Consider the following 22,711-nt stretch of genomic DNA (forward strand, 5'->3'; position numbering starts at 1 on the left):
CGAAAAGCCAAGGTCTCGAACCATGAAAAAAAGATCAAGGCTCTGAAGAAGGCGGTGAAGAAGGCCGCCTAAACCACGAACAGGAGGCCGCCATTGTGCGGCCTTGCTTGCGGCGGGGCCGATACAGGTTCAGTGGGAACGATCCAGCAGCCTGGGCGTGACAAAGCGGTCCAGTGTTCCGCCACCCGTGGCGACGACCGACCAGAACGCCAGATCGAAATCGATGACGGCAAGGCCGCCGGTCGGATATTTGTCCCGCAGGCGGGTGAGATCGCTCTCGGTGCCTGCACCGATGAGGATCGCCGCCAGATCTTCCAGGCCGGGGTTATGCCCGACCAGTAGCAGCGTTCGTACATCGTTCGGCGTCTCGTGGATGACGGCGAGAAGCTTGCGCGCAGGCGCCTCATAGATGCGCGGTTCATCAACTGCGGGGATAGTGGTAGCAAAGGCGGGGCTGGCGAGCGCCCAGGTTTCCTGCGTCCGGCGTGCAGTCGAAACGATGGCGAGATCGGGTATAAGACCCGCCTCCGCCATATAGGCCCCCATGATCGGGCCGGCACGAAAGCCGCGTTTCGCCAGCGGCCGGTCATGATCCGCCACACCTTCCGGCCAGTCGGATTTGGTATGTCGCAGCAGGATCAATCGTCGCACGTTCTGCTCCTCCAGAGATTCTATGGATAGCCAACTATATGTGATGGCATCGCCTGCGTCGTTGCGCAAATTGCCATCTGCCGCATTTCATGACATCATGACGTCAAAAGATGGACAGGAATATGGGCAAGAACAGAAAGCCGAAAGACGAGGGTGAGAAGAAGAACACCTCCCTGCGCCTGTCGGGAAAAATGCTGAAAGCCCTGAAGATCAGGGCGATAGAGGAAGAAACCAGCGTGCAGAAAATTGTCGAAAAGCTGATCGGGCAATATCTCGACCAACCACGAGAACCGAAAGCATGAATTTGGCCGATGAGATTTTTTACATGCCCGCGCAGCGGTTGGCCGAGCTTGCCGGAAACAATGTCGAGGGCCTGAAACCGGTTCTGGAATGGGCGGAGGATCGCCGCTCCTTCTCAATCCGCGACAGTTTCGACCAGAGCCTGCGCTTGTCGCAGCGGCTGCTCTTGGAGGATGGCGAGCGCTTGGAACTGCTTTCCGCCTCAGGCGGGGCAATAAGCCAGAACACGACCCCCGAAGCCCGCTTCGTCGCGGATTTCACCGACGGGCCGGTGAAGGAGGCGCTGTCCGATCTGTCGCCGCTGCGCGCGTTTTTGCCCATCGCTTCGGGAGATGTGCGATCGGGGCGGCTGACTCTGGTGGACGACGAGGGTAAGACCCGCGCCCGCGCTCTGCTGCGCGAACTGGAGCCGGCCGAAGGCGAGACCGCCCTGCTGGTGGCGACGGAGGGATTGCGCGGCTATGACAGGGCGTTGCGCGATCTGGTCGCGCGCATCCGCGATTGCGGCGGCACATCGCTTTCCGCCGGCAATCTCTACCGGATGATCGATCCGGCCTGCATTGCCTACAATCCAAAGCCCGTCATCGAGGTTGGCCGCAATGAGACCGCCTTCGATGCTGCCACCGACCTGATCGACGGCTATCTGCCTGTCGCCCGCGTCAACGAAGCCGGCGTCATTGCCGATCTCGATACGGAATTCCTGCACGACTACCGCATTGCGCTGCGCAAGATTCGCTCGGTCCTGAGCCTGTTCAAGGGCGTCTACGACCATGAGCAGACCGTTGAGCTGAAGGCGAGATTTTCCGCCCTGATGGCGCCGACAGGACAGCTACGCGATCTTGACGTCTATCTCCTCGACCGGCAGCGTTTCTTCAACCTCGTGCCTGAGACGATGCATGGCGGGCTGGAAGCGATGTTCGAGCTGCTCGCCGACCGGCGCGCCGAGGCGCAGGCAGTGCTTGCGGAACATTTGCGCGGCAAAGCATACGGCAAGGAAATCAAGGCGCTGGCGAAACTGTTTTCCAAACGAAAGAAGCTCATGCCCGGCCCTAACGCCAGCCGCGCTTCCTATGATTTTGCCTGCGAGCTGATCTGGAAGCGTTACCGCAAGATCGGCCGCATCGCAGCCGGTATCACGATCAGGACGCCCGACGCCGAAATCCACGAATTGCGGATCGAGTGCAAGAAATTGCGCTATCTGATGGAGTTCTTCAGTCCCGTCTTTCCGAAGGATGGTTTCCGCAGTATCCTGAAGCCGCTCAAGAAGCTCCAGGATTCGCTCGGCCTGTTCAATGACAGGGCTGTCCAGCAGGTCAGGCTTCTGACTTTTTCCGACACGCTCGGCGGCGAGCCCCGCAAGCTTGAAATCGTGCAGAGCCTCGGGGCGCTGGTCGTCGTTCTCCATCAGAACCAAATGGCGGAGCGCGAAAAGATCGTCGCAGCCTTCACCAATTTCAACGGCGACAGGACGCAACAGACCTTCCGCCAGGTTTTCCATGCCGGAAAGGAAGGCTGATGCGCATTATCGCCTGTTATTCCAACAAGGGCGGGGTCGGCAAAACTGCGACCGCAGTCAATCTCGCCTATGCCTTCGCCGCATCCGGCAAGCGCACATTGCTGTGCGATCTCGATCCACAGGGCGCGTCGAGCTTCTATTTTCGCGTGAAACCGTCGAAAAAGCTGACCAAGGGCAGGTTCTTCGAAGATGTGGAGCGTTTTACCGGGGCCATCCGGGGCAGCGACTATGACAATCTCGACATTCTGCCCTCGAATATGAGCTTTCGCGAGTTCGATATTTTCCTGTCGCGGATGAAGAACAGCCGCTCACGGCTGAAAAAGGCGCTGAAGGCGGTCAAGGCCGACTATGATGTGGTAGTGCTTGATTGCCCGCCCAATATCTCGATGCTGTCCGAAAACGTCCTGCGGGCAGCCGATGCGGTGATCGTGCCGCTCATTCCGACGACCCTGTCGCAACGCACCTTCGAGCAATTGCTGGAGTTCTTTGGAGAAAGTGAACTGCCTGCCGACAAGATCCATGCCTTCTTCTCCATGGTGCAGGGAACCAAGAAGCTGCATGGTGACACGATCGGCGAGATGGCCCTTTCTTACCCCGGCCGAATCATGACGGCGCAGATACCCTTCGCCTCCGAAGTCGAGCGCATGGGCCTGACCCGCGCCCCGGTTTTGGCCACCGCGCCGAATAGCGCCGCTGGAAAAGCCTATCAGACGCTGTTCGAGGAGATCGAAAAGCGGGTGGTCGCGTGAAGGAGATCGAGCGCAAATTCCTGGTCAGGGGCCCGGTGCCAGAGGGACTTGTCGGCAAGCCGATCCGACAGGGCTACATCACCGCCGCTTCGGATACAGCCGAAGTCCGGCTGCGCCAGAAGGGCGAGGCCTGTTTCCTGACAGTCAAATCCGGGGACGGGCTGGTGCGCGACGAATATGAGATCGCGATCGGCAAGCCGGAATTCGAAACGCTCTGGCCGCTTACCGAGGGCCGCCGGGTGGAGAAGACCCGTTACACCGGCAGGCTGGCCGACGGACTGGAATTCGAACTCGACGTGTTTGAGGGACATCTGGTTCCCTTGATGCTGGTCGAGGTCGAGTTTCCCTCTGAAGCTGCCGCCCGCGCATTCATCCCGCCGAACTGGTTCGGTGAAGACGTTACCGAGGACAAAAGCTACCGGAACAGTGCACTGGCGCTGTCCAGACCATCGTGATTGGCGTGCACCTCGGCCCTGGCGCGCAGGCGGCGCTGCGAATGCACTTTTCCAGCGCCAGCGTCAAGATTGACCGGAGCCGCATGTTCTCCGCTTTGGCGGATACGCCCTCGATAGTGTCCCACGGAGGTGCACCCCGAATTTGGACCATGGAGATCTGGAATTTTCCGGGTTTAAGGCTCAATGCGGCGGGGATGCCGCCGCTGGTTATGGTCCACTTCATCATGGTATCGAACACCTTATGTGGCGAATCCGAAATTGGCATTACTTTTGAGCGCGGTTGCGAGCGAATTCCGGGTTTCACCAGAATTATTGCACGTTGGCGCGCAGCCGGTCGGTCAGAAATTCCATGGCCAGCACGATGGCAAAAATCACGAGAATGATGGTCGAGGCATTCTTGTACTGGAACAGATCGAAGGCGACCTTGAGTTCCTGCCCGATGCCACCGGCGCCGACCAGACCGAGCACCACGGAAGCGCGTACGGATTTCTCCAATGCAAACAAGGTGGTGTTGATAAGTGACGGCATCGCATCCGGCAACACGGCCCCGCACAGGACCGAGAACCGGCTCGCCCCGATGGCAAAGAGCGCCTCTTGCGGCTTCTTGTCGGAATCTTCCATCGCCTCTGCAAAAAAGCGCCCGCAAAAGCCAATCGTATCGACCATGATGGTCATTGTACCCGCCACAGCCCCAAGCCCGACCGACGCCACAAAGATGAGCGCCCAGACCAGATCCGGAACGGTTCGGAACAATGAAACAAGCATTTTGAACAGGTGCCGGAACAGTCCTGCCGGCGAAATTCCCTTGGCCGAAAGCCAGGCAATCGGGAGACTGATGACGACCCCGATAGCAGTTCCCACGAGGGCAATTTGAAATGTCTCGATCATCCGCCAGAAAACGCGCAGGAGAAAGCCGCTTTCGGTGTTGGGCGGCAGCATTCGTCCGACCAGCTCAGCCATGCGCGGCCCGCCTTGAGCAAGTTGCGCAGGCGAAGGCCCGACCTGCTGCAACGAGACGATGAGCAGCGCTGCAACTGCGATCATGAGGCTGAAGGATAGCGGCGACAGGCGGGCAATGCGTGGCGGCACGGCGCTCTTACGCATGAAACACCTCCTGGAGAGCGTCACGGCTGATATTTCTGGTTGGCTCGTTGAAGAAAACAGAGCCCGACTTCAACGCGATGATGCGATCGGAAAACTCCAACGCGTGATCCATGTCATGGGTTGTGTAGAGCGTCGTGATGCCGGCTTTATGCGAAAGCTCGGAAAAAAGTGCCATCACATCATGGCCCGATACCGGATCGAGGCTGGCTGCGGGCTCGTCGGCAATCAACAGTTGCGGCTTGCGCACAAGGGCTCTGGCAATAGCGACCCGCTGGGCCTGCCCACCCGACAACTCATCGGCGCGAGCGGCAGATTTGTGACAAAGACCGACCTGATGGAGGGCCTGCTGCGCGTCTTCGCGCCATTCCCGCCGGGCAATGGATTGATGCCAGGCGCGCCATGTTCCCGCCAGTCCCAGCTTGCCATGTACGACATTGGTGAGCACCGATTGGCGCGAGACGAGGCCGTGATGTTGGAACACCACGCCGATCTGCCGCCGCAGTCGCCGCAACTGGCCCGGCGACGGCGAAGCACCAATGTTCTCGCCAAGCGTGTTGACCTCGCCCCCGTTCAGCGGCAAAAGTCCGATCAGGCATTTGAGAAGTGTCGACTTCCCGGCCCCGTTAGAGCCGATCAGCGCCACGCGCTGCCCCGCGCTGATATCAAGTTCGATCCCGGAAAACACAATCCTGTCGTCGGCATATCTCTTGGTGAGACCGCGCGCGCGAATGATCTCCATCATGGTGTCTTATCCTGCTTTATGGGAGACGTTCGTCGTGCAAAAGAGGCAGATGCATTCTGCCTCTTTTGCGGTGTCCCAGATTATTCCGCTCAATTGACGAAGTCGGTGAAGGTTTCGACGCCGATGGTGCGATACATGGAACGGACATAGTCATAGTCGGTGTCCTTGATGTCCGTCAGGAAAAACCCGCCTTCAAACTTTTTATTGTCCTCGCCCGTCACGACGGCCTGCATAAGCTCCGTGCCCTTTTGAGCAAAGGCATCGCGGACCTTGTTGAAGACTTCATCGGAAATGTCCTTGCGTGCGACCAGAATATCGTTGGGCAGGTCACGTCCGCGGGCTACTACAGCAAAAGCCTTGTCCGGGAATGCCTCACGCACGGAGGCGAGGTGGCTGAAATTGAGACCGATTGCGGCGATATCGCCACGGATCAGTGCTTCCGCCGCGACATTGCGCGAGATGATCACCGGTTCGTAGTCCGCATTGTATTTAAGGCCGAAATCTGCCAGCGCCTGTGCCGGTCCAAGATGCTGCGAAGTGGAGCCAACCGAGCCGAAGGCAACTTTCTGGCCCTTGAGATCCTCGATCGAGCGAATTGGCCCGTTGGCAAGTACTGCCACCTGCGCGAAATAGTCCGGACGCTGCCAGGCAACGACGATCTTCGGCTGGCTGAGTTCTTTCATGACCACATATTCGGCAGGCCCGGTCAGAACCAGATCAACCTGTCCCGAATTCATCGCCTCAACAGCCGTCGTGCGCGAAGCCACGGGATAAAGCTCGATATCCAGGCCGGTCGCTTCTTCCAGAGCCGTTTGGAAAGCGCCAAACTCCTGCTGCAAAGCCTCCAGACCTTCAATGTCCGTAACGGCAAATTTGACTGGATCGGCAAGCGCGGGCATGGCGGTCGCAAGCGTGAGAGCGAGAGCCGCTGCGAATTTCTTGATCATAATTTTTCCTCTGCTGTGTAGACAGGATGCGGTTGACGGGTTATCTGTATAGACAGCAGATGACGTTCACATGACGCCCTCTCCATTTTCGGGGTAACTCTCAAGGAAAAACTTATGGACTGGACCATCAGGGGCGGCCGCGTACTGACCGGACGCGCATTGACCGCCAGCGAACTTCACGTGTCGAAGGGGCGGATCGTCTCGGCCCCATCGGAAAGCGCACGGCTCATCGAGGCTGATGGCCTGCTTGTACTTCCCGGAATCATCGATATTCACGGCGACGGCTTCGAACGCCAGATCATGCCAAGGCCCGGAGTGCGCTTCAATACCGCGCTTGCACTGCGCGATACGGACCGGCAACTCGTAGCAAACGGCATCACAACCGCCTTTCATGGGGTGACCATCTCGTGGGAGCCGGGCCTTCGTTCCGTGGATGCCGCGTCGGATCTCATTTCCACTCTCTCTCGCATCCGCTCTGCCCTTCTATGCGATACGCGGCTGCATCTGCGCTGGGAAACCTTTGCGCTGGAACAATTGCCGGCCGTCATGCAGTGGCTCACGCTGGAACCCAAGCCAATCGTAGCCCTTAACGATCATACGACCGGGACGGTCATGAAGGGCACGATTGCACGCAAGCTCAACGAAATGGCGTCACGCTCTGGTCTGAGCCCGGACGGGTATCAGGCATTGCTCAATGAAGTCTGGGCACGGCGCGAAGAAGTGCCGGGCGCGATAGAAGCCTTGGCCGATGCGGCAAAATCCACGGGAAATGTTCTGCTCGCCCACGATGAAGCCTCGCCTGAGCAGCGCCATGCATTCAGGCAAATGGGCATTACGACGTCAGAATTCCCCCTCAATCGTGAAACGGCTGAAGCGGCACGCGCCGCTGGAGAAAACATCATTCTCGGCGCCCCCAATGTGGTGCGCGGCGGCAGCCATAATGGGGCACTCGATGCAACCAGGGCCGTGCGGGGCGGCATATGTACGGTGCTTACCAGCGACTATTATTATCCCGCGCCCTTATGCGCGGCCTTCAAGCTGGCAAAACCGGACCTGAGCGATCTGGCCAATATGTGGGCGCTGGTTTCTGCCAACGCTGCCGAAGCTGCCAAGCTGGCAGACCGGGGCACCCTGCATCCGGGCCAGCGAGCGGACCTTATCCTTGTTGACGCCACCGATTTGCAGCATCCGCAGGTGCTTGCGACGATGGTCGGCGGACGCATGGTCTATTCAAGCATGAATTCCGATTTTCCGACCCGCTCCATGGAAAGAGTTCTGGCATGAAGGATAAAACCAGTCTGGTGTCGGGCACAGACAGCATGGATGTCTTATCCGGTTTTGAAGATGTTGTTCTCCGCCAACCCAATGGCACCGCGATCTGGCAACAGATATACGACCATTTTCTTGGTCTCATCGAAAGCAATTTCCTCAAGGCCGGCAGCCAGCTTCCGGGCGAAAACCAAATGGCTGAAAAGCTTGGCGTCACGCGAATTACGCTGCGGCGCGCGCTCCAGCAATTGCAGCGTGAGGGACATTTGACTGCCCGTAAGGGAGTCGGCATCTTCGTCCGCAGCCTGCCTTCCGTCTTTACTGTTCGCGACGACCGGCCCTTTCTGGAAAATTTCAACGCTCACGGCAAGGAAGTCGTGACAACGACGCTGGTTCTGTGTCGTGAGGCGGTTACGACAGCCGTAGCCAAGAAACTCGGGCTGTTGGAAAATGAGGAAACGATCCGTCTGTGCCGTATCCGCAGTGCAGACGACCAGCCTCTATACGTTAACACCAAGCTGTTTCCGGCCAGCCGTTTTCCGGACTTTGAGTCCGTCTACGCCAGCCGCCAGTCGGTATCGGATGTCTTCAAGGCCCATGGGATTGCGAAATATCATCGCCACGAGACCCGTATCAGCGGAGGTTTTGCCTCTTCGGACGAAGCTGAACTTCTCAAGCTGACGCCCGGCACGCCGATTTTTCGTGTCAACGCCATCAACCATGATGAGCAGTCCCGCGCCATCGAATGGACGCTCGGATCGTGGCCGCTAACCTCGGTAGAATTTGTTTTCTAGAGCGGTTCTTGTTTAAACGGAATCGTCGGAACCGCTCTATCTATTTGTTTTTACGCATTATCCGGACGCAAAACAGTTTCACACTTTTGCTGGAAATGTGCTAGTTCAGGATTTTTGTGCCCCAACCAGTTCATCCCATTTACGGAAAGCGACGACCATTTTCTCTGGAGGAAGTGGCAATTCAATGGGATTGTTGGCAATCAGATCGGCATATTCAGGCCGACCAAACTCATTGATAACATCCTGACTGTTTTGCGGCGCCATGGAGAGGGGTACATTCTTGACCGCAGGGCCTGGGTATAGATAACCCTCATCATAGGAATAAGCCTGTGCTTCCGGCGTTAGCAAGAACGCCATCAGATCGAGAATGACGGCCATTTTATCGTCTGATACGCCCTTGGGGATGCACATAAAGAAGGCATCAGATACCCAATGGAAGCCTTTTAGTGTGCCGATTTTGGCTTCTTTCGGAACAATACCCAAAGCGCGCGGATTGATGTCCCAGCCGGTCGTGGTGATGATGATATCCCGACTGCCTTCACCGAACTCTTTCATCGTTGCACCAGTGCCTGCTGGATAATAATCCACATATTTGCCGATTTCCGCCATATAGGCCCAGGTTTTATCCCAGCCATTAACCGGATCCTGCGGGTCCTTGTCACCGAGCAGATATGGCAATCCCATCATGAAAGTGCGGGCCGGACCGGAATTTGTCGGGCGGGCATACATGAAGCGGCCCGGATTTTCCTTGGCCCATGCCAAGAGTTCTTCCGCAGTGGTCGGCACTTTGGCCACGCGATCTTCCATATATTCAATCAATGGGCCAGATGGATAGTAATTGACGACCACACCATAACCGTCACCCTGCACCTTATGCAGGGCCAAAGCTGCCGGTTCATAATTTTCTTCAAGGCCCGGGAAACGGTCATTATATTCCGGCAGGATTTTCTGCCAGGTCTCATTGGCAAGGCCTGAAGCAAGACCATCGCTGCCAGTTAGTACCAGATCAATGTCCACACGATTGGCGGATTGCTGTGCTTTCAACTTTCCGGCCAATTCGGTCACCGGCGCTTTGGCAAACACGATCTGCGAAGCGCGCTCTGGGAATTTTTTCGCATATTCCTCAAAGGCGGGTTGGGACAGTGCCAAAGCGCCACCCACATCCATCACCGTTATCAGCACTGGCTTTGACGGCAATTTGGGTGCCGCCGCCCACACGCCGGAGGTTCCCGCCAAAAATGAACCGCCCATCCCGGCAAGTCCCATTCCGGCCAGTAATGTACGGCGTGATAATTTGAATTCACGGTCTGTCATTTTATTCCCCTTTAATTTTTGTTCCCTGTCAGCTGGCGTAATATTCTTCTCCGGCAATCGAGACGCGTTTCACGGTTAGGGCGTCTGACCATTCGATCTGACTCATTGGCAAGCGGATACCGCGCACCGACAAAGCAGAAGCTAAAGCCTCGGCAACACGGTGTGAGGCCATCGATACGGCTTCATCAAAACTGGCAATTTCCCAATTCACCAGATTTCTGATCGCATCATCCAGACGCAATGATGACCCGGCCAGGCCAGCCCCATTCGGGTTCCAGACCGTACCGTCATCAAGCCGCTCAATATCCAGATTGGCGAATTGGTAATTTCCAGACGGAACAGCAGCAGCAGACACAGCATCCGTCACCAGAATCGAGCGTTGTGTTCCCTTCGCGCGTAACAAAACCTTCAGCGCTTGTGGCGGGATATGAATACCATCGGCAATAAAAGATGCAGTGAGCCGATCCTCAGCCAATTGCGCAAAAATTGAATTATTCAACTTCGGTAAAATTTGCGGCAATCCATTGCCCAAATGGGTCGATATAGTTGCTCCGGCTTCCGCTGCCTGGGCAGCCAAGTCAAAATCGCATGCTGAATGCCCTATGGCCACCAACACGTCGCGGGCGCGCATCTGCCGGGTAAAGTCGATCCCGCCGTCAACCTCGGGTGCCAATGTTGTCAGCAATATTGGCTTTACGAGCAAACCTTGCAGATGGTCAAACAGGCTTACATCCGCACCAGTCATAGCCGATGCCGGATGACATCCCGAATAGCCGTCAGCAGGATTGAGAAAAGGTCCTTCGAGGTGATAACCGGGACACATTAACCGTCCAAGACGGCTATCACGCACGCTTTTATCCAACGCTAAAAAACGTCGCTCAAGTTCCTTCAATGAGGCGGTGATGATTGTTGGCAGACAGGTGGTAACACCTGTTGCCAACATTGCTTCAAGAGCATGATCGAGCTTGTCTGCGGTCAAGTCACCGGAATTAAAATCAACTCCGGCGAAGCCGTTGACTTGAATGTCGATCAGCCCCGGCGTGATCATGACAGTAACGATGCCGCTGGCTTGTCCAGGAAAAAGGCGACATTCGGGTGGCGTTGCAGGATCGAAGCCGGATAATTCACATCAACCGGACCTTCCAGCGCGTGCTTGACAGCTAGAGCTTTCCGTTCATCTGGAACGGAGGTGACAATCAAAGCGCTTTCCATAATCTGCTGAATGCTCATGGAAATGGCCTGTTGCGGCACATCGGCAAGCGTTGGAAACCAGCCCTCACCCATTTGCTGCTTGCGACAGGCTTCGTCCAGATTGACGACAATATAAGGTTCTAGCGTGTCAAAATCCGCTGGCGGATCATTAAAAGCCAGATGACAATTTTCGCCAATACCGCCAAAGCACACAGCAATGCTTTCATCCATGATCAGCGCGCTGATCCGTTTGGCTTCAGCCTGCGCGTCGCCTTCCGCATTGATTTCATGCAGTGTCACCTCTCCATCCAACCTATCAACAAAGCGCTCCTGCAAGTAACGGCGGAAACTTGCCGGATGCTCTTTTTTAATGCCGACATATTCATCAAGGTGAAAGGCCGTCACACATGACCAATCAATGCCTTTTTCTTCCACCAGATGGTTGAGCATCTCAAACTGGCTGGCCCCGGTCGCGACGATAATCGAAGCCTTGCCATGGGCGCGGATTGCCTCACGGATTGCCTCAGCGCCCCTTCTGGCGGCGGCGCGCCCCAACTCGTCTTTGCTATCAAAAATGCGTATATCAGACATGGCAATCCGTACTCTTTTCATCAACGTCTTATTGCTGCACATAAGGATACACTCCGTGCTCCACCTTGCAAGGTATTTTTGAATAATGTTATTCAAAAATATGAAGTGAAGGATTTTATTTGATGCTGATGATAGAAAACCGCCACTTTACCGATGCGCATCAGCGTGATTGCGCACGCGTGGTTGCGGCATTGCATCGAGACGATTTTCAGTCGCGAGCGAGCCTTGCTTCAACGTTGGAGATGACCTCGACAGCCATTTCCAAAATCATTGCCGATTTGGCGGAGCGTCATATAATTGTGGAAAATGCAGGCGAACGAAAGAACGGTCGTGGGCGGCCAGCCACGCAAATCGCCCTTAATCCGCTTTGTGCCGGCGCGACCATCCTGTCCATTTCGAGCCGTGAACTCATCGGCGTTTTGATTGACTTCAAAGGTAATATTCTGGCGCGCGAAACGCGCACTGTCGGAGCAGGAGCCAACGCAGATGAAATGACTGCAATCATGCGCAGCATTGTCAGCGCACTCATCGCAAAATGTCCCTCTTCCATGATCCATGTCGGAACATCAATCACGGTGACAGGCATCACCGATATTAAAAACCGTATTTGGATACTCACATCGCGCTGGCCAAATATTCGCGATTTCAACGTTGAAGAAGCCTTGCTGCCGGTGACCCCGACAGTTTATCTGTTTCGCCAGCTCGATGTGGAATTGAATGCGCGTTTTACAGAGCAAGGTTTGTTCGCGCCTGACAGCGCCGCAATTCTGCATTGGGGTTGGGGAATTGGACTCGCTTTCCGAACCAAGGCCGATACAACACAATTTCAAAGCGGCCCGTTTGGAGAAATCGGCCATTGGCGGTTTAACATATTGGAGGACAGACCGTGCGGATGCGGTAATTTCGGCTGTTTGGAAACAGCCGTATCGCTCGGCGCCCTTTTGCCAACAATCCGTGAAATCCATCCCGATACGGCGGAGGATGAGGAAACAGTCGCAGACCAAATTGCCCATATGGAACTGGCATCCAGGCCAGAAATTCGCATGGCTGTGCGTCTGATGGCGCGGGCATTAGGTAATGTTTGCCGTATACTGTTTCCCGGAAAAGTATTCATTACCGGCCCGTTTATCGCCAATCATGGCATATTCGACCTGCTGCAATCGGACTTTGAAGCGGAAGGGCTGGTTGGTTCGCTCACCCTGCCAACACTGATCCCCGACCGCTCCAGCTTTGATTATGTGCTGAAAGGTGCAGCGCAGCCATTATTCGAATGCGCGCTCGACCGATTGCTTGGTCTTACAGGCTCAAACTGAAACAGCTCTAGGTCGTGGTGACGGTGGAACTTTGGGCATCCTTGTTGCGCGGGGTGAAGGCCCGCATGCGGGGACTATTTACGCAGGACCGGGTTGCAGCATCGGCGAACATTTTCCTGAACGGATTACCGGGTGCCGAGCGGCGTAAGACAGGCTGATCCGCGCTGCCAACAGCTGGTTTAAAACGATCCTATTAACGTAAAAGCGCCACCGAAGATGCCTTCGGCGGCGCTTTTTGTAGAACGCATTGAGATGGCTTCGTTCACTATTTTGAACGCGCCACGATCTGGGTCGGATTGACAAAGCGCAAGGCGAGCAACAACCAGACCAGAGTGCTGACCATATAAATGACTGCCATCGCATCAATCGACTGGACCGCGCGAACGCCGGACGCAAACACCGAATAATAGAGGGCGACCACAAGTGTCTGACTGGTCGGGCCTGAGGTCAGGAAGGTCAGCTCAAACATCGCTACGGTGCGCACGAGTACGAGTAGCAATGCCGCCAGAACCCCCGGCAACAGCATGGGCATCAAAACATAGCGGAACAGCTGGAATGTGTTGGCACCAAAAACACGCGCCGCAGCCTCCACTTTGGTATCGATTTGCTCAATGAACGGGATCATCACCAAAATGACAAACGGAACCGTCGGCACCAAATTGGCCAGAACCACACCCCAGAAGGTGCCGCCAACACCCACCTGATAGAGCACCGTTGCGAGCGGAATGCCAAAGGTAATGGGTGGCACCAGAAGCGGCAACAGAAACAACAGCATTACCAGTTTTTTACCGGGGAAATCGCGTCGCGCCAGCGCATAGGCTGCGGTCACGCCGATCAAGCCGGAAAGCGCCACAACGGTGAAGACGATCTGAAACGTAACGATCAGAATATCGCCAAGCTGAAACTCCGCCCAAGCGGTAAAATACCATTTTATCGTCAGGGCGTTCGGCAACCATGTGCCCAGCCAGCGTGTGCCGAAAGAGGACAGGACCACCGTTGCAATCATCGCAAGCAAATTGATGACGAAGAAAGCGACAATCACCCAGACCGCCGTGATCCAGAGTTTGGACCCAATTGTTGTATCACGTATCATGGTCAGCCCTTTCCACCAGCTGTTGAGCCTCGATAGAACAGGCCGCGCAGGCCAAGTACCGCCACAACAATGGCAAGCTGTACAAAGGCCATAATCATCGCGATTGCTGATGCCATGGAGTAATCATATTGCTCGAAAGCAGCCTGATAGGCGGCGATGGAAATAACGCGCGTCGGTCCTGCTGGAGCACCGAGCAAAATTGCGGACGGGAACACAGCAAATGCCAATACGAAAGACAGGCAGAAAGTGATCGCCAGCCCCGGCATCAGCAGAGGCAGCATAATATGGCGAAACCGCTGCCAACTGGTGGCCCCGTGAGTTGCTGCCGCACGCTCCAGTGCCGGATCAATGCCCGTGACATAGGACAGGGTCAGCAAAAAGGTGAATGGGAACCCGGTAATAATCAGCGAGGCAAATACGCCCCAGTAATTATTCGTCAATTTCAATGGCTGATCGACCACACCGATCAGCATTAATGTGCGGCTGAACCAGCCTTGCGGTCCCAGATAATTCAGCAGTCCTTCTGCTACCAGCACCGTACCGAGCGTCACCGGCAAGACGAGAATCGTAGTCAATAGGCGCTGACGATTCATCAATCGCACACGAAACGCAATCGGCAGCGCCAGTGCCAGGCTGATCAGTGTTACCGGAACAGCGAGCCAGAGCGTTGTCAGAATCGTGTCGTAGAGAAACGGATCCGAGAAAAACTTCTGATAGTTGGCCAGCCAGCCACCTTCCCGTGGGGTGAAAGACAAAATCAGGCCGTAGGCAAAAGGGTAGATGAATACGGCCAGCAGGAATATCACAGCAGGCAGTACCAAAAGCGTCACACCGTCAAACCCACGCAGCGCAAGGCGCTGGCGCAGTGAAAGGCGTTCATCATAGGGAACCGGAATCGGTTGCGTGGCCATATCCGACCTCACGCTGCAAAAACGAGGGCGTAATTGGCATCAACTGCCAGCGAAATTGTGCTGCCGAGATCTGCACTTTTGGGTGCGTGAAACACCAGTTCCTGGCCCTCAGCCGTTCGCGCAGTGCCGACAAATTCGCGGCCTCGATATTCGATTGTCTCTACCACCGCGTCAACACTGCTGGCAGAGCGATCACCTGCGGCCACATCATCAGCCCGGGCTGCAACGATTGCATTCTGCCCGATTTTAAGCGGCTGCCGTGCGATGCCGCTTAATGTGGATGCGCCAACAGAAATCGATATACGATCACCGTCCACCGCTGTGACTGGACCGGAAAGGCGGTTGCGGTAGCCCATGAACTCGGCAACGTCGAGATGTTCAGGACGCTCATAAAGATCACTTGGAGCACCGACCTGGCGAATCTGACCATCGCGCAGAACCACAATCCGATCTGCAAGCGACAAAGCTTCATCCTGATCGTGGGTAACATAGATAGTGGTCGCGCCAAGCTGGTTGTGAATGCGGCGAATTTCTGCGCGCATTTCAAGGCGTAACTTGGCATCAAGGTTGGATAGAGGCTCGTCCATCAAAACCAAAGGCGGCTCAATCACAATGGCGCGCGCAATGGCAACACGCTGTTGCTGCCCACCGGAAAGCTGACCGGGAAGCTTGTCACCCTGCCCCTGAAGACGGACAAGATTGAGCGCTTCTTCCACGCGCTGATCCATCTCGGCCTTCGGTGTACCGCGCATTTTCAGCCCAAAACCAATGTTTTGGCGAACAGTCATATGCGGAAACAGGGCGTAGTTCTGAAATACCATTCCAAAACCGCGATCTTCCGGCTTCAGTGTATCGATACGCTTGTCATCCAGAAAAATACCGCCACCCGTGGTCGACAGCAGACCCGCAATGCAATTCAGCGCCGTGGATTTTCCGCAACCCGAAGGGCCGAGCAAAGCAATAAATTCACCTTTACGAATGGAAAGGGAAACATCTTTCAACGCATTATGAACACCGAAAGAACGGCTCATACGATCAAGTCGAATTTCATTGAATTCTGATGACGCAAGTAGCATCTATTGACCTCTACCTCTATTTTGTACGCCAACCGGTTTAAGCCGGTTGGCGCAGGGTATTATTCTACTTTTTCAGACTTGCGACTTCTTCGTCCCAGCGACGGAATGCAATGACCATTGCAGCGGGGTCGAGCGGCAGCTCAACCGGGTTATTGGCAATCCAATCGGCATATTCAGGGCGACCATATTCAGCAATCGCATCCTGACTTGATTGTGGTGCCATACTCAAAGGCACATCTTTCACGGCAGGACCGGGATAGAAATAGCCCTCATCATAAGTATAGGCCTGCTGTTCAGGGGTCAGAAGGAAGCTCATCAGATCAAGCACAACGGCGAGCTTTTCATCGGAAACGCCCTTCGGCACCGCCATGAACTGCGCATCCGCAACCCATGAAAAACCATCCAGCTTGGCAACAGCGGCCTCTTTCGGAACCACTCCGAGAACTCGCGGATTGATGTCCCAGCCGGTTGTGGTCACGGTCATATCGCGCGTACCTTCACCAAGCTCCTTCATCAAGGCACCGGTGCCGGTCGGATAATATTCAATATATTGATGCAGTTCTTTCAGATATTCCCAGGTCTTGTCCCAACCCTTGACCGGATCTTTGGGATCGCTGTCACCGAGCAGATATGGCAGGCCCATGAGGAATGTGCGACCGGGGCCCGAATTGGCGGGACGTGCATAGATGAATTTATTCGGGTTCTGCTTGGCCCATTCAAGCAATTCCGCAGCATTCTTCGGCACATTCTTTACCTTGTCCGGCATATATTCGAGCAAGGGGCCAGACGGGTAATAGGTCACGACAACACCGTGATCTTGCCCGAATGCCAACATGCGATGCGCCGGTTCAAGATAGATGGACGCCAGATCAGGCAAGCTATCTGAATGATCAGGCAGAAGCTTGACCCAGAGATCCATTTCCAGACCCGCTGCCAGCGCATCAGCACCGGTCAGCACCAAATCAATATCAAGCCGGTTAGCTGCCTGCTGTGCCTTCAGTTTACCCGGAAGCTCCGGCGCCGGTGCCTTGGTGAAGGTAACTCTCGATACGAGTTCAGGTTTCGCAGCCACATAATTTTCAATGGCTTTTTGCGTCAGGGCGAGATTACCCGCCACATCCACAATGTTGATGGAAACCGGCGATGTCGGCAATGCCAGTTTCGATTGTGCGAAAAGTCGTGTGGCTGGCAATGTTGCAACAGCCGCAAGCCCGCCGAGGGCCTGTCTGCGTGACAATTTTAAAATGGTCTCTCTCCCTGCCTCTAAGCGCAGACACCAGCTCCATCCTCTGGGTCTTACGCGCTACAACAAATTTAATATACTAATCTATCAGTAGGTCGTGCAAGCGCTTTCGCGTGGTCTGCAATACATGCAGCCGCGCCTTTTTGTATTAAACTCTCCAGGGCATTCAGAATTGCCCTGCGAAATACGATATTTACAGGCAGATCAGTGCCAAAAACCTGCTCCAATGACAGATAAGCCTCCAGCAGTTCTGCCGGGGATTTCTTGCCTTCAATGCGTGCTTGAATGGTATCGCGCAACGGATCACGAACATCAATCGGCTGACCGCGCTCATCAACGCCTGTGGCGTAACGCATCCAGCCTGCAACCCCCATTGCCAGATGCTCAAATGGCTGCTGCTGCTCGATACGAATGCGGATTGTATTGAGCAAACGTTGCGGCAGTTTCTGCGAGCCATCCATAGCAATTTGCCATGTGCGATGGTGAAGTGCGGGATTGCGGAAGCGTTCACGCAGTTCTTTCTTATATGCGGCCAGATCGAAACCCGGCAGTTGCGGCAGGGTGGGTGTGACATCCACATCCATCAATGCCTCAACAAGTGCGGAAAATCCCTCACCTTGCATGACGTCTGATATGGTTTCATGCCCTGCCAGATAGCCCAGATAGGCAAGTGTGGAATGGCTGCCATTGAGCAGCCGAAGCTTCATCAATTCGAACGCGGAAACATCTTCGACAAAAGTAACACCAAATTTCTCCCAGGCCGGCCTGCCGGTGGGGAAATGATCTTCGACCACCCATTGGGAGAACGGCTCGGTGACAATCGGCCAATTATCTTCAAGCCCTGTCGCATCTGCCACCATTGAGCGATCGGCATCGGTGGTGGCCGGGACAATCCGGTCCACCATTGTTGATGGAAAGGCAACGTGCTCCGCAATATAGGCGGCAAGATCGGCATCGCATAATTGCGCATAACGCGTAACGACCCGTTTCAGCGTTTCCCCATTGTCCGGAAGATTATCGCAGGACAACAGCGTAAATGGCGCGATAGCTGACGCACGACGACGACGCAGCGCTTCGACGATAAAGCCCGGAGCCGAGCGGGGGACGTGAGGGTTGCTCAGATCATGGATGATATCCGCATGACTTTCATCAAGGGTCGCAGTGGCCGGCAGATAGCAATAGCCCTTTTCCGTGATCGTCAGCGAAACTATACGCACATCAGCATCGCTCATAAGACTTAAAACCGCTTCCGGATTTTCTGGTGCGACCAGTATATTTTTAATACTGCCAATGATGCGGAACTGCTCACCGCTCCCATCGCGCACCGCCAGCGTATAAAGCCCGTCCTGCGGCTCCAGCGCATCGCGCGTATCGGCACTACGCAACGATACGCCGGCTATACCCCAGCTTTTATCACCGCTTGCCAGCACCCGATCCGTATAAGCCGCCTGATGGGCACGGTGAAAAGCACCGATACCCAAATGAACGATGCCGGTTTTAACGCTGGCCCGATCATAATCCGGTTTCAACACCCCATCCGCCACATGACGAAGAGACGTATTGGAAAGGTGGTGTTTCTCAGCCGAGGTCATAATTATCTGCTCTTTATCGAATAAGGATGGCTCAAAGCTTGTAGGCTTTTTTGGCAAGGCGATAACTCAGATCGAAGGCCACCTCATGGGCTTCATCTTCATCCAGCCGGTGATCTGCCACCAGACGAGCAAGAAAAGCGCAATCGACACGCCGCGCCATATCGTGACGCGCCGGGATCGACAAATAAGCCCGTGTATCGTCGTTAAAGCCAACAGTATTATAAAAACCCGCAGTCTCGGTGGTGAGTTCGCGATAGCGACGCATACCTTCCGGACTATCGTGGAACCACCATGCCGGACCAAGCCGCAAAGCTGGATAATGCCCGGCCAACGGGGCCAGTTCACGACTATAGCTCGTCTCATCGAGTGTGAAGAGTATCAATGTCAGGCGCGGATCATTGCCATAAGCATCAAGCAGCGGCTTCAACTCCTCCACATAGCCGGTAGCACGCGGAATATCGGCCCCCTTATCAGGACCGAAACGGCCGAATATTTCCGTATTATGATTGCGGAATGAACCGGGGTGAATTTGCATCACCAATCCGTCTTCAATGCTCATCCGCGCCATTTCCGTCAGCATTTGTGCCCGGAACAGTTCTGCATCGGGAGCTGTTGCGCCACCTTTGATAACACGCTCAAACAGAGCGCTGGCTTCTGCTTGGGAAAGATTGGCGGTACGCGCCGTCGGATGGCCATGATCGCTGGACGTCGCGCCGCGAGCAATGAAATATTGGCGGCGAATGCGGTGCGCCTCTAAATATCCGGCATAATCGAGATTGGTATTTGCCAGAGCGACCAAAGCTCTCACATTCGCGCTGAAATCCGGGCGTGAAGCGTCGATCACCGCATCCGGCCGATAGGCTGGCACCACACGGCCATGCCAGCCGGATTTCAAGATCGTATCGTGAGCAGCAAGATCGTCAGTGGCCGCATCGGTTGTTGAAATCACTTCAATCTTGAACTGATCGTAAAGAGCGCGGGGGCGCATGGACGGATCACCCAATCGATCGGCAATCTGGTCGTAAATCTTATCGGCGTTCTGGCTGTTCAGACGTTCTGTAATGCCAAAAACTTTTTCCAGCGAGTGTTCAAACCACAGTCTTGACGGTGTACCGCGAAACAACGGCCAATGGCTGGCAAACAGGTTCCAGATTTTTCGCCCGTCCGTCTCGACCAGTTCGCCATCACTGCGCGGAACGCCCAGACTTTCGAGGCTGATACCCTGCGAGTAAAGCATGCGGAAAATATAATGATCTGGCTTTACAAACAAGCTGGCCGGATCTGGAAACGCTTCATCCTGTGCATACCAAACTGGATCCGTATGTCCATGCGGTGATACAATCGGCAGATGTTCGACCTCAGCAAAAAGACGGCGCGCGATTGAACGGGCGTCTGATTCAATGGGGAAAAGTCGATCCGGGTGAAGCGGCATGATGTGGCCTTACTGTGTCTGATAGCATTGATCACCACACGCATGAAAATGCGCAGGCGACATTGAAACAGCGAATACCGGCTCGATTGCGACATAGACTGCCTAACGACTCCTCCCGGTAAGATTCATCCCGGAACTTTTTCATATAAGGACCGTATGAACCTTGGCGGAGAGTAGAGAATAATATATTAGTATGTCAACTATCGTTTGAAGCTTCGAACGCATTACCAAATTACATCTCAGGCAAGAGGAGTTTTTCTCATCGGACATCTCCGGAAACGGAGAGAGAAAACTGGAATGCGGAAAATGGAATATGGAAATGACCATGCAAAAGCCAAAGGACAAATCAGCCACACCTCCCCTCCGACGGGCCGATTCAGGCGGCAAGGCTGGAATTGAGACGGGCCTGACCAGCAAAACCAGCGGACGACGGGTGAGTGCAGGACGGGTTACGACAGCGACCGTGATTTACCGCGAATTGCATACATCTATCGTTTCCATGCAGCTCACTCCGGGAACTGCACTCAATGAAAAGGCATTAACGGAACAGTTCGGCGTAAGCCGTACTCCGGTGCGTGAAGCAATAATCCGCTTGGTTGAAGACGGACTTGTCGATGTTTTCCCGCAATCCGGTACATTTGTTGCCCGTATTCCAGTTGCTTTAATTCCAGAGGCGGTGATTATCCGGCAAGCGCTTGAAGGGGCGACGATCGAGCGCGCCGCTGCATCAGCAACGAGCCAGGACATCGATTTTCTTGATGAGATTCTGGCACGACAGGAATTCTTCGCCGAGCGGCAGAATTTGGATGCATTCCACTCTGCCGACGATGCTTTTCATGAAGCGATTGCCACCATTGCCAATCATCCCGGCATCTGGCAATTTCTCAAGCCCGTCAAAGTCCAGATTGACCGCGCACGCCGCATGACATTGCCAGCCTTGGGACGCATGGCGCATGTCATTGCCGAGCATAAGACGATCCGCAACGCGATTGAGAACCATGATGTAGCCGAGGCCTGTGCTGCAATGAAGCGTCATTTGAGCGCTGTGGAACCAGACATCAACGAATTGAGAAAAAGCAATCCGGATTCATTTGTCTGATCCGGGCATAAATTGCAAAAACGGAGAATGGAATGCGCCAGGCATGGAGATGGTTTGGCCCGAAGGCCGGTGTTTCATTGGATGCGGTGCGACAAGCGGGTGCAACGGATATTGTTTCGTCCTTGCATGAAATACCAATTGGTCAGGCCTGGACCTCTGAACAGGTGCGTGAACGTAAATCACTGATTGAAACCACGCCCGCCGGACGCCGGCCACTCACATGGTCTGTCGTTGAAAGCATTCCCATTCCCGATGCCGTTAAACGTTTAGGCGGCAGCGCGAAGCAGGAAATCGCCTCCTGGATCGCCAGCATGGAAGCGCTGGCAGACAATGACATTCGTGTTATCTGCTATAATTTCATGCCCGTGGTCGATTGGTGCCGTACCGATCTTGACTACGTCACGGATACCGGCGCGACAGCAATGCGCTTTGACCACACCATGATTGCGGCATTTGATCTGCATATTTTGCAGCGAAAGGGAGCAGAAGCCGATTATTCCGACGAGGACCGCGCTATTGCCGCCCAGGTCTTTGAGGCAATGGACGAGGCTGCAATCGCTAGGCTTATTCATAATATTGCCAGCGCCTTGCCCGGCTCCACAACCGAGCCACTGACCATTCCCGCGTTCCGCGATAAGCTCGAAATCTATGCAGGTGTTGACGCAAATCGTCTACGCCAAAATCTCATCGAATTTTTACAGGCGGTAACGCCAGCCGCTGAAAGTCTGGGTGTAAAGCTGACATTGCATCCCGATGATCCGCCGCGTCCATTGTTCGGCCTGCCGCGCATTGCATCGACAGAAGCGGATTATGCAGCATTATTTGACGCAGTGCCGTCATCAGCCAATGGCATGTGCTTTTGCACCGGCAGTCTTGGTGTTCGCGCCGACAATGATTTGCCAGCCATGGCAAAGCGCTTTGCCTCGCGCATTCATTTCTCGCATTTGCGCGCTACAACCCGCCAGGGCGATGGTCGCAGTTTTTATGAAGCAGCGCATCTGGAAGGCGATGTCGATATGGTCGCAATGCTGCGTATATTGCTGGCAGAAGATCGCACGCGCGATAAAAGCGCCTCTATCATTTTCCGTTCTGACCACGGCCACCGCATGATCGATGATCTCGAAAAGGAGGTTACTCCCGGCTATCCGGTGATCGGCCGGTTGCGCGGTCTGGCTGAATTACGTGGAATTATCCACGCATTGGATGCTGTCGAGCGGTAAACATCGCATCAATCGCATTGTAGAACGGGCCGGGTTTCGCTAATGCAGAACTCGACCCGTTCCATTTCCGGTGCTGTCCCATTGATCTTCCGTAAACGGAAGGGTGGTA

Annotated in this window: 22 protein-coding genes and 1 pseudogene; 10 read left to right on the top strand and 13 right to left on the bottom strand. The window is 54.9% G+C overall.

What is annotated here, in order from left to right; all coding sequences use genetic code 11:
- Window positions 1-129: 129 nt before the first annotated feature.
- Window positions 130-651, bottom strand: a complete 522-nt coding sequence (locus tag DKP76_RS12660; protein ID WP_109707226.1) for a SixA phosphatase family protein — start codon at window positions 649-651, stop codon at window positions 130-132.
- A 122-nt stretch (window positions 652-773) separates the two neighbouring features.
- Between DKP76_RS12660 and DKP76_RS12665 the strand changes: the two genes are divergently transcribed.
- Genes DKP76_RS12665 through DKP76_RS12680 form a run of 4 tightly spaced genes read left to right on the top strand, consistent with a single transcriptional unit; the run spans window position 774 to window position 3,671 of the window.
- A complete protein-coding gene (locus DKP76_RS12665; protein ID WP_109707157.1) occupies window positions 774-953 on the top strand; it encodes a hypothetical protein in 180 nt (59 codons plus the stop codon).
- On the top strand, window positions 950-2,467 hold the full coding sequence (locus DKP76_RS12670; protein WP_109707158.1) for a CHAD domain-containing protein: 1,518 nt from the start codon (window positions 950-952) through the stop codon (window positions 2,465-2,467). The genes DKP76_RS12665 and DKP76_RS12670 overlap by 4 nt, the downstream gene beginning before the upstream one ends.
- Complete coding sequence (locus DKP76_RS12675) at window positions 2,467-3,216, top strand: ParA family protein (RefSeq protein ID WP_109707159.1); 750 nt, start codon at window positions 2,467-2,469, stop codon at window positions 3,214-3,216. The genes DKP76_RS12670 and DKP76_RS12675 overlap by 1 nt, the downstream gene beginning before the upstream one ends.
- A complete protein-coding gene (locus DKP76_RS12680) occupies window positions 3,213-3,671 on the top strand; it encodes a CYTH domain-containing protein (protein WP_109707160.1) in 459 nt (152 codons plus the stop codon). The genes DKP76_RS12675 and DKP76_RS12680 overlap by 4 nt, the downstream gene beginning before the upstream one ends.
- Before the next feature lie 309 nt (window positions 3,672-3,980).
- Here the strand turns inward: DKP76_RS12680 and phnE are convergent, their stop codons facing one another.
- The 3 genes from phnE to DKP76_RS12695 form a co-directional block, all read right to left on the bottom strand.
- Entirely contained in the window at window positions 3,981-4,775 is a 795-nt protein-coding gene (phnE, locus tag DKP76_RS12685) for a phosphonate ABC transporter, permease protein PhnE (protein ID WP_109707161.1), read from the bottom strand.
- Window positions 4,768-5,517 carry a phosphonate ABC transporter ATP-binding protein gene (locus DKP76_RS12690; protein ID WP_109707162.1) on the bottom strand — a complete coding sequence of 250 codons (750 nt, stop codon included), beginning with the start codon at window positions 5,515-5,517 and terminating at the stop codon, window positions 4,768-4,770. The genes phnE and DKP76_RS12690 overlap by 8 nt, the downstream gene beginning before the upstream one ends.
- A gap of 89 nt (window positions 5,518-5,606) precedes the next feature.
- The gene (locus DKP76_RS12695) at window positions 5,607-6,464 is read right to left on the bottom strand and encodes a PhnD/SsuA/transferrin family substrate-binding protein (protein ID WP_109707163.1); all 858 of its coding nucleotides are present in this window, start codon (window positions 6,462-6,464) and stop codon (window positions 5,607-5,609) included.
- Window positions 6,465-6,578: 114 nt separating this feature from the next.
- Between DKP76_RS12695 and DKP76_RS12700 the strand changes: the two genes are divergently transcribed.
- The gene (locus tag DKP76_RS12700; RefSeq protein ID WP_109707164.1) at window positions 6,579-7,748 is read left to right on the top strand and encodes an alpha-D-ribose 1-methylphosphonate 5-triphosphate diphosphatase; all 1,170 of its coding nucleotides are present in this window, start codon (window positions 6,579-6,581) and stop codon (window positions 7,746-7,748) included.
- Entirely contained in the window at window positions 7,745-8,527 is a 783-nt protein-coding gene (gene phnF / locus DKP76_RS12705) for a phosphonate metabolism transcriptional regulator PhnF (RefSeq protein ID WP_109707165.1), read from the top strand. Before DKP76_RS12700 ends, phnF begins: the two co-directional genes overlap by 4 nt.
- Window positions 8,528-8,632: 105 nt before the next feature.
- Here phnF and DKP76_RS12710 read toward each other — a convergent pair whose 3' ends face one another.
- The 3 genes from DKP76_RS12710 to DKP76_RS12720 are packed head-to-tail and all read right to left on the bottom strand — an operon-like array spanning window position 8,633 to window position 11,623.
- Window positions 8,633-9,841: an extracellular solute-binding protein gene (locus tag DKP76_RS12710; protein ID WP_109707166.1), complete on the bottom strand. Its 1,209-nt coding sequence runs from the start codon at window positions 9,839-9,841 to the stop codon at window positions 8,633-8,635.
- 28 nt (window positions 9,842-9,869) lie between these two features.
- Window positions 9,870-10,889, bottom strand: coding sequence for an N-acetylglucosamine-6-phosphate deacetylase (locus DKP76_RS12715; protein WP_109707167.1), 1,020 nt, complete (start codon window positions 10,887-10,889; stop codon window positions 9,870-9,872).
- The gene (locus tag DKP76_RS12720) at window positions 10,886-11,623 is read right to left on the bottom strand and encodes a glucosamine-6-phosphate deaminase (protein ID WP_109707168.1); all 738 of its coding nucleotides are present in this window, start codon (window positions 11,621-11,623) and stop codon (window positions 10,886-10,888) included. Before DKP76_RS12720 ends, DKP76_RS12715 begins: the two co-directional genes overlap by 4 nt.
- A gap of 179 nt (window positions 11,624-11,802) precedes the next feature.
- Here DKP76_RS12720 and DKP76_RS12725 point away from each other — a divergent pair, with 179 nt between their 5' ends.
- Both DKP76_RS12725 and DKP76_RS19850 read left to right on the top strand, forming a co-directional pair.
- Window positions 11,803-12,936: an ROK family protein gene (locus tag DKP76_RS12725; RefSeq protein ID WP_158279447.1), complete on the top strand. Its 1,134-nt coding sequence runs from the start codon at window positions 11,803-11,805 to the stop codon at window positions 12,934-12,936.
- 14 nt (window positions 12,937-12,950) lie between these two features.
- Window positions 12,951-13,091: pseudogene (locus DKP76_RS19850) on the top strand (IS701 family transposase); the annotation flags it as partial.
- A gap of 110 nt (window positions 13,092-13,201) precedes the next feature.
- On the opposite strand, the gene DKP76_RS12735 reads toward DKP76_RS19850, so the two are convergent.
- The 6 genes from DKP76_RS12735 to uxaC form a co-directional block, all read right to left on the bottom strand.
- Complete coding sequence (locus tag DKP76_RS12735) at window positions 13,202-14,029, bottom strand: ABC transporter permease (RefSeq protein WP_109707170.1); 828 nt, start codon at window positions 14,027-14,029, stop codon at window positions 13,202-13,204.
- Between the two features lie 2 nt (window positions 14,030-14,031).
- A complete protein-coding gene (locus DKP76_RS12740) occupies window positions 14,032-14,940 on the bottom strand; it encodes an ABC transporter permease (RefSeq protein ID WP_109707171.1) in 909 nt (302 codons plus the stop codon).
- A gap of 8 nt (window positions 14,941-14,948) precedes the next feature.
- Window positions 14,949-16,016, bottom strand: coding sequence for an ABC transporter ATP-binding protein (locus DKP76_RS12745; RefSeq protein WP_109707172.1), 1,068 nt, complete (start codon window positions 16,014-16,016; stop codon window positions 14,949-14,951).
- A gap of 64 nt (window positions 16,017-16,080) precedes the next feature.
- Window positions 16,081-17,262, bottom strand: a complete 1,182-nt coding sequence (locus tag DKP76_RS12750; protein WP_109707173.1) for an ABC transporter substrate-binding protein — start codon at window positions 17,260-17,262, stop codon at window positions 16,081-16,083.
- Window positions 17,263-17,330: 68 nt separating this feature from the next.
- Window positions 17,331-18,851, bottom strand: a complete 1,521-nt coding sequence (locus DKP76_RS12755; RefSeq protein WP_109707174.1) for a mannitol dehydrogenase family protein — start codon at window positions 18,849-18,851, stop codon at window positions 17,331-17,333.
- 31 nt (window positions 18,852-18,882) lie between these two features.
- A complete protein-coding gene (gene uxaC / locus DKP76_RS12760) occupies window positions 18,883-20,283 on the bottom strand; it encodes a glucuronate isomerase (RefSeq protein ID WP_109707175.1) in 1,401 nt (466 codons plus the stop codon).
- A gap of 319 nt (window positions 20,284-20,602) precedes the next feature.
- Here uxaC and DKP76_RS12765 point away from each other — a divergent pair, with 319 nt between their 5' ends.
- A complete protein-coding gene (locus DKP76_RS12765; protein ID WP_425349401.1) occupies window positions 20,603-21,382 on the top strand; it encodes a GntR family transcriptional regulator in 780 nt (259 codons plus the stop codon).
- Window positions 21,383-21,414: 32 nt separating this feature from the next.
- On the top strand, window positions 21,415-22,602 hold the full coding sequence (gene uxuA / locus DKP76_RS12770) for a mannonate dehydratase (RefSeq protein ID WP_109707177.1): 1,188 nt from the start codon (window positions 21,415-21,417) through the stop codon (window positions 22,600-22,602).
- Window positions 22,603-22,711 lie beyond the last annotated feature (109 nt).

The sequence above is a fragment of the Falsochrobactrum shanghaiense genome (assembly GCF_003149535.1).
GTDB classification, from domain to species: Bacteria; Pseudomonadota; Alphaproteobacteria; order Rhizobiales; family Rhizobiaceae; genus Brucella; species Brucella shanghaiense.